Annotated in this window: 8 protein-coding genes and 1 pseudogene; 2 read left to right on the forward strand and 7 right to left on the reverse strand. The window is 65.7% G+C overall.

Features of this window, described 5'->3' with window-relative positions; all coding sequences use genetic code 11:
- From VN047_RS20885 to hisS, 3 genes are all read right to left on the reverse strand, one after another.
- Window positions 1-594 (reverse strand): HemK family protein methyltransferase (locus tag VN047_RS20885; RefSeq protein WP_325546125.1); only part of this gene is annotated, 594 nt, incomplete at its 3' end.
- 1 nt (window position 595) lies between these two features.
- The gene (prfA, locus tag VN047_RS20890) at window positions 596-1,663 is read right to left on the reverse strand and encodes a peptide chain release factor 1 (RefSeq protein ID WP_325546112.1); all 1,068 of its coding nucleotides are present in this window, start codon (window positions 1,661-1,663) and stop codon (window positions 596-598) included.
- A complete protein-coding gene (gene hisS, locus VN047_RS20895) occupies window positions 1,660-2,931 on the reverse strand; it encodes a histidine--tRNA ligase (protein WP_325546114.1) in 1,272 nt (423 codons plus the stop codon). The genes prfA and hisS overlap by 4 nt, the downstream gene beginning before the upstream one ends.
- A 94-nt stretch (window positions 2,932-3,025) precedes the next feature.
- Between hisS and VN047_RS20900 the strand changes: the two genes are divergently transcribed.
- Window positions 3,026-4,960, forward strand: coding sequence for a peptidase M61 (locus VN047_RS20900; protein ID WP_325546116.1), 1,935 nt, complete (start codon window positions 3,026-3,028; stop codon window positions 4,958-4,960).
- A 167-nt stretch (window positions 4,961-5,127) separates the two neighbouring features.
- Window positions 5,128-5,664, forward strand: coding sequence for an inorganic diphosphatase (gene ppa, locus VN047_RS20905; RefSeq protein WP_325546118.1), 537 nt, complete (start codon window positions 5,128-5,130; stop codon window positions 5,662-5,664).
- Here ppa and VN047_RS20910 read toward each other — a convergent pair.
- The 4 genes and pseudogenes from VN047_RS20910 to VN047_RS20925 form a co-directional block, all read right to left on the reverse strand.
- Window positions 5,661-6,593: a mechanosensitive ion channel family protein gene (locus VN047_RS20910; RefSeq protein WP_325546120.1), complete on the reverse strand. Its 933-nt coding sequence runs from the start codon at window positions 6,591-6,593 to the stop codon at window positions 5,661-5,663. The two genes, ppa and VN047_RS20910, sit on opposite strands and share 4 nt — an antisense overlap.
- Window positions 6,594-6,597: 4 nt before the next feature.
- Window positions 6,598-7,803, reverse strand: a complete 1,206-nt coding sequence (gene metC / locus VN047_RS20915) for a cystathionine beta-lyase (protein ID WP_325546122.1) — start codon at window positions 7,801-7,803, stop codon at window positions 6,598-6,600.
- Window positions 7,804-7,872: 69 nt separating this feature from the next.
- Window positions 7,873-8,712 carry a 3-mercaptopyruvate sulfurtransferase gene (gene sseA, locus VN047_RS20920; RefSeq protein WP_325546124.1) on the reverse strand — a complete coding sequence of 280 codons (840 nt, stop codon included), beginning with the start codon at window positions 8,710-8,712 and terminating at the stop codon, window positions 7,873-7,875.
- A 181-nt stretch (window positions 8,713-8,893) separates the two neighbouring features.
- Window positions 8,894-9,481 (reverse strand): annotated as a pseudogene (locus tag VN047_RS20925) (hypothetical protein); the annotation flags it as partial.

Here is a 9,481-nt window from a genome sequence, read left to right on the forward strand (position 1 = left end):
GTGATCGGCGACATCGCGCATCAGTTCCTCGCTGTTCGCGATATAGGGCGGGTTGCAGAGAATGAGGTCGAAGTCGCCTGCGACCTCGGCTGCCCAGTCGCTTTCGCGAAAAACCGCACGGTCGGCCATCCCCAGCGCCTCGGCATTTTCGCCGGCCAGTGCAAGCGCCGCCTGCGATGCGTCGACGCCCAGCCCGGCCGCCTCGGGAAGCTCGGACAGCAGCGCGAGAAGCAGCGTTCCCGGCCCCGTGCCAAGGTCGAGCAGCCGCAAGGGCGCATCCCTATCGTCGATCCGCGAAAGCGCCGCCTCGATCAGCGTCTCGCTGTCGGGCCGCGGGATCAACACCCCGGGTGCGACCTTCAGCCGGATCGTCCAGAAATAGCGATAGCCGAGAATATAGGCGACGGGCTCATGCCCCATGCGGCGAGCGACGAGCGCGCCGAAATCCTGCGGCACAGCGAAGCGCGATGGATCGAGCAGTAGCGCCTGCCGTTCGACGCCTAGTGCATGCGCCATCAGCAATTCGGCATCGAGCCGCGGCGTGTCCGACACGCCTTCCGGCCGCGCCGCCGCATCGCGCAGCGCGGTCGCGATATCAGTCACCCAGCCCCGCCAGCCGCTGCGCCTGATCCTCGGCGATCAGCGCGTCGATCAATTCGTCCATCGCGCCCTCGATGATTTCGGGCAGGCGGTGGAGCGTCAGGTTGATGCGATGATCGGTCACGCGCCCCTGCGGGAAATTATAGGTGCGGATGCGCTCCGACCGGTCGCCCGATCCGACCATCGACTTGCGCGCCGACGCCTCGGCGCTGTGGATCTTCTCGCGCTCAAGGTCATAGAGCCGCGCGCGCAGCACCTGCATCGCCTTGGCGCGGTTCTTGTGCTGGCTGCGCTGGTCCTGCTGGATCACGACAAGGCCGCTCGGGATATGCGTGATGCGGATTGCCGAATCGGTCGTGTTGACGTGCTGGCCGCCGGCGCCCGATGCGCGGTAGATATCGATCTTGAGGTCGCTGTCGTTGATCGCGACGTCGACCTCTTCGGCTTCGGGCAGCACCGCGACGGTCGCGGCGCTGGTATGGATGCGCCCCTGACTTTCGGTTGCGGGAACGCGCTGGACGCGGTGAACGCCGCTTTCGAACTTCAGCTTGGCGAACACGCCCTGCCCCGTCACCGACGCGACGACTTCCTTGTAACCGCCCATTTCGGCCTCGTTCGCCGAGATGATTTCGACCTTCCAGCCCTGTCCGTCGGCATAGCGGCTGTACATGCGCAAAAGGTCGCCCGCGAACAGCGCCGCCTCGTCGCCGCCGGTGCCGGCGCGGATTTCGAGCATCGCGGCGCGTTCGTCGGCGACGTCCTTGGGCAGCAGCTTGATCGCGAGATCATGTTCGGCGGCGGGTAGCGCCTCCTCGATCGTAGCGATTTCCTCGGCCGCCATCGCTTTCATCTCGGGATCGGCTAGCATTTCGGTCAGCGAGACAAGCTCGCCGCGCAGCCGCACCACTTCGCGCGCAGCTTTCGCGACGGGCTCGAGCTCGGCGAATTCCTTCGACGCCGCGACGAAATCGGCGGGCGCCATATCGCCCGTCGCCATGCGCGCCTGCAGCGCGGCGTGGCGTTCGATGATGGCGTCGATCTGGCGTTCGGAAACGGAGGTCACGAACGATCCCAAGCCCGCCAATCGATTGCCTTCAGGATTTCCTCGATCTGATACAGTTCTGATGCAGACCGGATGCGAGGGGAAACCGTACCATTATCGTTGAATCCCAATGTCACGATTCCGTCCGGACTGCGCTTGACCGCTCGGTCAAACCGCTTTTTGATTGAGCCCGATGCGATCAAATCGGCTTTGACACCAGCGCGCCGAAGAACTGACAGTGCTTCGAAACCGACCATTTCGAGTTGATCGTCTTCCACGACAACGATGAAGTCAGCCCGATCAGGTGAGGAAGGCTCGTCGATCAACATCGCCAGTCGCTCGATCCCGCCGGCCCAGCCGACCGCCGCAGTCGGCGGACCGCCCAGCGTCTCGATCAGCCCGTCATACCGGCCGCCGCCGATCACCGTCCCCTGCGCACCAAGGCGATCGGTGACGAACTCGAATGCGGTGTGGCGATAATAGTCGAGCCCGCGCACCAGCCGTGCGTTGCGCTCCCATGCCACGCCCGCGACATCGAGCCCCGCGGTCACCGCACCGAAGAAATCCTGCGCTTCGCCGGTCAGATACGCGTCGATATCGGGTGCGCTGTCGGCGACCGGGCGGTCCTTCGGATCCTTGCTGTCGAGGATGCGCAGCGGATTCTTGTCGAGTCGCGCGAGGCTGTCTTCGGACAGATCGCCGCGATGCGCTTCGAAATGCCCGACCAGCGCCGCGCGCCACGCGTCGCGGCTCGCGGCGTCGCCGAGCGTGTTGAGCGTCAGCGTCACGCCTTCACTGATGCCCAGCTCTTTCAGCAGCTGGTCGGCAAAGACGAGCAGCTCGGCATCGGCGAGCGGGCTGTCGCTGCCCAGCACCTCGGCGTCGAGCTGGTGGAACTGGCGATAGCGTCCCTTTTGCGGACGCTCGTAACGGAACAACGGCCCGTGCGTCGCGACCTTCAGCGGCGCGAACTGCTGCCAGCCGTTGGTGATGTAAGCCCGCGCGATGCCCGCGGTGAATTCGGGGCGCAGCGTGATCGACTCGCCGCCGCGATCCTCGAACGAATACATTTCCTTCGACACCACGTCGGTCGTTTCGCCCAGCGAGCGTGCGAACACCGCGGTCGGTTCGATCACGGGCACTTCGATCCGCTTGAAGCCATAGAGGCGACGCACGCGTTCGAACGTCTCGACGACATAGGCGAAACGGTCGGCGAAATCGCCGAGCATGTCCTGCGTGCCGCGCACGGCCTGCGGCGTCGGGATTCTGGCGGATTTGTCCTTGCTCATGGCGGCGGCGTCTAATGCTTTTTCGTCGAAAGGCAAAGCACGCTTGCAGAGCCGCCGCTGGACCTTGGCAGCGTTTGGCGGCAGAGACGCTGCCATGAAAAAAGCACCGTTCGTCGCAGCCGCCCTGATCGCCGCACCTTTCGCCATCGCTCCCGCCTCCGCCCAGGACGGCAACAGCCGTCCGCAACCGGTGGTGCAGCCGCTCACCATCCCGCTGCCGGCCGACAAACCCTATCCGGGGGTCATGCAATTGAAGGTCGATGCGACCGACGTCGCGCGCGGCATTTTTCACGTCCGCCAGACGATCCCCGTGGCGAAGGCGGGCAAGCTGACCCTGCTCTATCCCGAGTGGCTGCCCGGAAAGCACGCGCCGCGCGGCGCGATTTCCGAACTGGCCGGCTTCAAACCCTCGGCCGGCGGCAAGCCGCTCGTATGGACGCGGCAGCCGACCGACGTCTACGCCTTCGACATCGACGTGCCGCAGGGCATCAAGAGCATCGATGTCGCGTTCGATTTCCTGTCGCCGACGCGAACGAGTGAGGGCCGCGTCGTGGTCACCCCGGCGATGATGAACCTGCAGTGGGAGCAGGTCAGCCTGTACCCGGCGGGCTATTTCACCCGCGCGATTCCGGTGCAGCTCGAGGTCACCCTGCCCGACGGCTGGACCGGCGCGGCGGCGCTCGACGGGCTCAAGGTGTCGGGTAACCGCTACAGCTATGCGCCCACCAATTACGAGGTGCTCGTCGACAGCCCGATGTTCGCCGGGAAATTTTTCCGCAAATGGGACCTTGGCAACAAGGTCACGCTGAACGTCGTCGCCGACGAGGCGAAATATCTCGAAGCGACCCCCGACCATATCGCGCGCCACGCCGCGCTGGTGTCCGAAGCCGTCGCGCTGTTCGGGGTGCGGCATTTCGACCGCTACGAATTCCTGCTCGCGCTCACCGACGAACTGGGCGGGATCGGGCTCGAACATCATCGCAGCAGCGAGAACAGCCGCGCAACCGACTATTTCACCAAATGGAACGACAATGACAGCGAGCGCGGGCTGCTCCCGCACGAACTGACGCACAGCTGGAACGGCAAGTACCGCCGCCCCGACAAGATGTGGACCCCCGACTTCCGCACGCCGATGCAGGACAACCTGCTCTGGGTATATGAAGGCCAGACGAGTTTCTGGGACCTTGTCCTCGCCGGCCGCTCGGGGATGCAGTCGAAGGAGATGGTGCTCGCCGAATGGGCGACGAACGCGGGCACTTACAGCGCGCAGCCGGGGCGCGAATGGCGCTCGGTCGAGGACACGACGCTCGACCCCGTCATCGCCGCGCGCAAGCCGAAACCTTTTTCCAGCTGGTCGCGCAGCGAGGATTATTACAACGAGGGATCGCTGACCTGGCTCGACGCCGACATGCTGATTCGCGAGGCGACGAACAATGCCCGGAGCCTCGACGATTTCGCGCGCGCCTTTTTCGGCGGGCGCGAAGGCGACTGGGGGCAGGACACCTATGGTTTCGACGATGTCGTTGCCGCGCTCAACGCCGTGCACCCATACGACTGGGCGACCTTTCTGCGCGAACGGATGCAGGCGCCCGGGCGTCCCGCGCCGACGGGCGGGATCGAGCGCGCCGGTTACATGCTGGTGTGGCGCGACGCGCCGAACGTCTATGACCGCGACCGCATGGCGCAGGCGAAGAATCTCGACCTGACCCATTCATTGGGGCTGACGATCGACAAGGACGGAGTCGCCGGCGGCATCATGTGGGACGGCCCGGCTTTCAAGGCCGACATCGTCAACGGGAGCAAAATCCTCGCGGTCGACGGGACCAGCTACAGCCGCGAACGGCTGGAGAGCGCGATTCGCGCCGCGACCGACGGCAAGACCCCGGTACGGCTGCTCGTCGAGCGCGGCGGACGCTACCGCCAGGTCGAGATCGACTACCACGGCGGCTTGCGCTGGCCGCACCTCGAAAAAACCGGGAATGGCCCCGACTGGTTCGATCGTCTGTTGGCGCCGCGCCGGGCGCTTTAAGCTCCGTTCCGATCCGTTCGTATCGGGTTCTTCACCGGCCTGCAGGCGCTCCGGGTGAACCGGGCCGGGACACCGGTCGTCGTTACGCAGTGCCGGGGCATCTCGACTTCGCGTGATGCGAACGGCTAAGGGGCGCCCGAATCAAAAACAAAGGACTGACATCTCCCATGCGCATCGACCTGATCCCCGCCGGCGACAGCCCGCCCGACAGCCTCAACGTCCTGATCGAAGTTCCGATCGGCGGCGAGCCGGTGAAATATGAATTCGACAAGGCAAGCGGCGCACTGTTCGTCGACCGCTTCCTGCACACGCCGATGCGCTATCCCGCCAATTACGGTTTCGTTCCGCACACACTGGGCGAAGACGGTGACCCGCTCGATGCGCTGGTCGTCGCGCGTTCGCCGATCGTCGCGGGTGCGGTCGTCAAATGCCGCCCGATCGGCGTACTCAACATGGTCGACGATGCCGGCGGCGACGAAAAGCTGCTGTGCGTGCCCGTCAACAAGACCTTCCCCTATTACGACAAGGTTTCGACATACAAGGACATGCCCGAGATCGTGCTGCAGCAGATCGAGCATTTCTTCACCCACTACAAGGATCTCGAACCCGGCAAATGGGCGAAGCTCAACGGCTGGGGCGACGTCGATGAAGCGAAGCGCATCATCGTCGAATGCATCGAGCGCGCGAAGAAGGTCGGCTTCTAACCGGCTTCGGCGGGCGCCGGATTATCGTCCGGCGCCCGGACCATCCTTATATCCTGCCGCGGATAGGGTATGCGGATTCCCGCTTCCTTGAAGCGGTCCCATATTCCCAGAAACACCTCGCCCTGGATGTTGCCGAGCCCCGCTTCGGGATCGGAAATCCAGTATCTGAGTTCGTGCTCCACCGCGCGTTCGCCAAAGGCGGTGATCCAGACCACCGGCTCGGGCTCGTTCAGGATGCGCGGATTTTCCTTCGCGGTCTCGACCATCAGCCGCTGCGCGAGACGCAGGTCGCAGTCGTAACCGACCGGGACGCGCATCCGCACCCGCACCTCGGGGCTCGCGTAGCTCCAGTTCTCGACCGCCTGCGTCATCAGGAGTTCGTTCGGGATCAGATGTTTCTTGCCGTCGCGCGTGATGACATTGACCGCGCGCACCCCGATCTTGGCGACGCGCCCGACATTGGGCACCCCGCCGGGCAGCGCCGACCCGCCCATGCTGCTGCCATCGCCGACGACAACGATATCGCCCGGCTTGATCGACCGGTCCATCAACAGGATGATCCCCGCAATGAGGTTGCCGACGGTCTTCTGCAATCCGAAGCCGATCGCGAGGCCCGCGGCGCCTGAAAATACCGCCAGCGCGGTGAGGTCGATGCCGAGCAGGTCGATGCCGAACAGCATCGCAAAGACGAACAGCGCGATCGCGATCAGCTTTTCGGCCAGAAGCCGCTGCGTCGCATCGATCTGGGTATTACGGCGAAGCAGCCATTTGATCGAGCGCAGCACGATGCGCACCGCGAGATAGAGCAGCACGGCCACGACGATCGTCGAGAAAAGACCGTAGAGCGAAAGCCGGTACGAGCCGACGTCGATACCGATCGCCTTCAGCGTCTCGACGGTGCGGACGAGGCCTTCGCGCAGCCCGTCCACCTCTTCACTCCGCCATCGCGGCAAAGCCGCGTTCGAGATCGGCGATCAGGTCGGCGGGATCCTCGAGCCCGACCGACAGGCGGACGAGCGGATCGGGGTCGGTCCATGCGACCGTGGTGCGAATCGTCGCGGGGTCGCTCGGCACCACCAGACTTTCGTAACCGCCCCAGCTGAACCCGATACCGAAGGCCGACAGCGCGTCGATGAAGCGGGTGCGTGCGGCTTCGTCGGCTCCCTTCAGCGTGAAGCCGAACAGCCCGCTGGTCCCTGAAAAATCGCGCGACCAGTTTGCATGGCCGGGATCGCCCGGCAAGGCGGGGTGCAGCACGCGGCCGACCTCCGCCCGTCCGGCGAGCCAGCGCGCGACCGCGAGGCCGTTTTCGGCATGCCGCGCCAGCCGGACGTCGAGCGTGCGCAGCCCGCGCAGCATCAGCGCGCAATCGTCGGGCGAAACCGAATGGCCAAGCTGATAGGTCGCCTGCCGCAGGCGCGGCCAGATGGCGCGCGTCGCGGTCAGCGATCCCATCATCGCGTCGCTGTGCCCGCCGACATATTTGGTCAGGCTCATCACTGCGACATCGATGCCGTGCGCCATCGCGGGAAAGAGCAGCGGCGTCGCCCAGGTGTTGTCGAGCATCGTCGGCACGCCCCGCGCGCGCGCCGCCGCGACGATCGCGGGAATATCCTGCACCTCGAAGGTCAGGCTGCCCGGCGATTCGAGGAAGACCAGCTTCGTTTCGGGGGTGATGAGGTCGGCGATCCCCGCGCCGATCAGCGGGTCATAATAGGTGGTCGTAACGCCGAAACGCGCGAGCATGCCATTGCAGAACAAACGCGTCGGTTCATAGGCGCTGTCGACCATCAGCAGATGATCGCCGGGCGACAGCAGCGCGAGCAGCCCCGCCGAAATCGCTGCGACCCCCGACGGGAAGAGCAGGGTGCCCTCGGCCCCCGGTTCCAGATCGGTCAGCGCGTCGGCGAGCGCCCAGACGGTCGGCGTCCCGCGCCGGCCATAATAGAGCCTGTCGTGCGTCGCATGGCCGCGGACCTTCAGGTCGGCGATATTGTCGTAGAGGATTGTCGAGGCCCGCCAGACCGGCGGATTGACCACGCCGCCGCCGAGCCGCGGATCGCCGGTCCATTCGGGACGTCGCCCCCCCTGCACGAGTTTCGTCGCGGGGCGGAGGTCTGGATCGTCGCGGTTGCTCATGCCCGCCTTGTTAGCGTGCCGCTCGCCAAAAGCCAGCGGCACGCGGAACAGGTTCGGGCGAGCGCGATATCAGGCTGCGCCGGTCGCCTTGGGGGTGGCGGAATCGGCGCCCCATTCGACCCAGCTGCCATCATAGACCGCGACATCGTCCTTGCCCAGCAGGTGCGCGCCGAACGCGACGACGGTCGCGGTCATCCCGCTGCCACAGGTCGTGACGAGCGGCTTGTCGAGGTCGACACCGGCGGCGTCGAACACCGCCTTCAATTCGTCACCGCGTTTCCACGTGCCGTCGGCATTGAACAATGCATCGTGCGGCAGGCTGCGCGAGTTCGGAATGTGGCCGGGCGCGAGACCGGGGCGCGGGTCGCGTTCCTCACCGGTAAAGCGCGCCGTCGGGCGCGCGTCGACCACCTGTTCGGCGGCGCTGTCGACGTTCGCGAGCATCTGTTCCTTGGTACGCACCGCCTTGGCGTCGCGCCACACGGTGAAGTGCCGGTGGCGCAGGGCCTGCTTGCCCATTTCGAGCGCGCGGCCTTCGGCCTTCCATTTGGCGAGGCCGCCATCGAGCAGCGCGACATCGTGCGCACCGAACAGTTTCAGCAGCCACCAGGCGCGCGCCGCGCTCTTCAGCGGGCTGTCGTCGTAAAGCACGATACGGCTGCCATCGCCGAGGCCGAGCGATTGCATGCGGCTGGCGAATTTTTCGGCCGGCGGTGCCATATTCTCGACCGCGGCGCCCGAATCGGTCAGTTCGGCCAGGTCCATGAAGACCGCGCCGGGGATGTGCCCCGCCTCATATTCGGCGCGCGCGTCGCGATCGGTTCCCAGAAATTTCGTCGCGTCAACGACCCGCAGGTCCGACGCCCCCAGTTCGCGTTCCAGCCAGTCGGTTGAGACCAAGGCGTCCATGTCATGCTCCTGTTGCGACCGGTCGGGAACCCTGTTTGCCTGTCCCTCGCCCGGCCATCCTGCTGTGGCTCTTCATCTTTCCGGGGAGTCGTCAGCCTATGCCCCCACCTGCCCTTTTTCAAGCGCAGTGGCGCTGTGCCCCAGTCGATGGTGCACCGCAATAAAAAATCGGCTGTCCGGGTTACTGGGCGCGACGTATTGCGGTCGAGCGGGCGCCGGGGCGATCGACCGCATAAGTTGCCCGGTCGAGCGGCAGCGGAGCGAGCTTGTCGCTTCCCCCGGCGCCCTGTTCGCGGCCGAGCACGAAGCTGCCTGCATTCTGTCCGAAGGCATCGCCTTCGCCGTCCCAATGATAGGTCACGTCGAACGCGATTACGGGGATGAGCATGGGTTTGCCGCCAATCATCAGCGGCTCGACCGCGGCGCGCGGCAGCATGACCTCGGTCGAAAGCTCCTCACCCGCACCGGGCGCGAGCGTCATATCGTCGCGCAGCACGCTGCCGCCGGCGCCGTCGAAAAAGCGGCCGAGCACCGGCTCGGGCATCGCCGAACCCTGGTTCAGCGCGATGCGGACCATCAGCCCGGTCGCCGCGGCCGGCCCCTGGTTGAGCAGGTTGAGCGCGAAGCCCACCGCGACATGATCGGGCGCAAAACGGATGCTGCGAATTTCGAGCGTCATCCCGACGATCGCGCGTTGCTCGCCCGTCGGACGCGTGACAAGCGGCGAGGCCGGACGCGGCACGGCGGGAACCGCTGGCGATGCGGACCG

Source organism: Sphingopyxis sp. (genome assembly GCF_035565275.1).
In the GTDB taxonomy this organism is placed as follows: Bacteria; Pseudomonadota; Alphaproteobacteria; order Sphingomonadales; family Sphingomonadaceae; genus Sphingopyxis.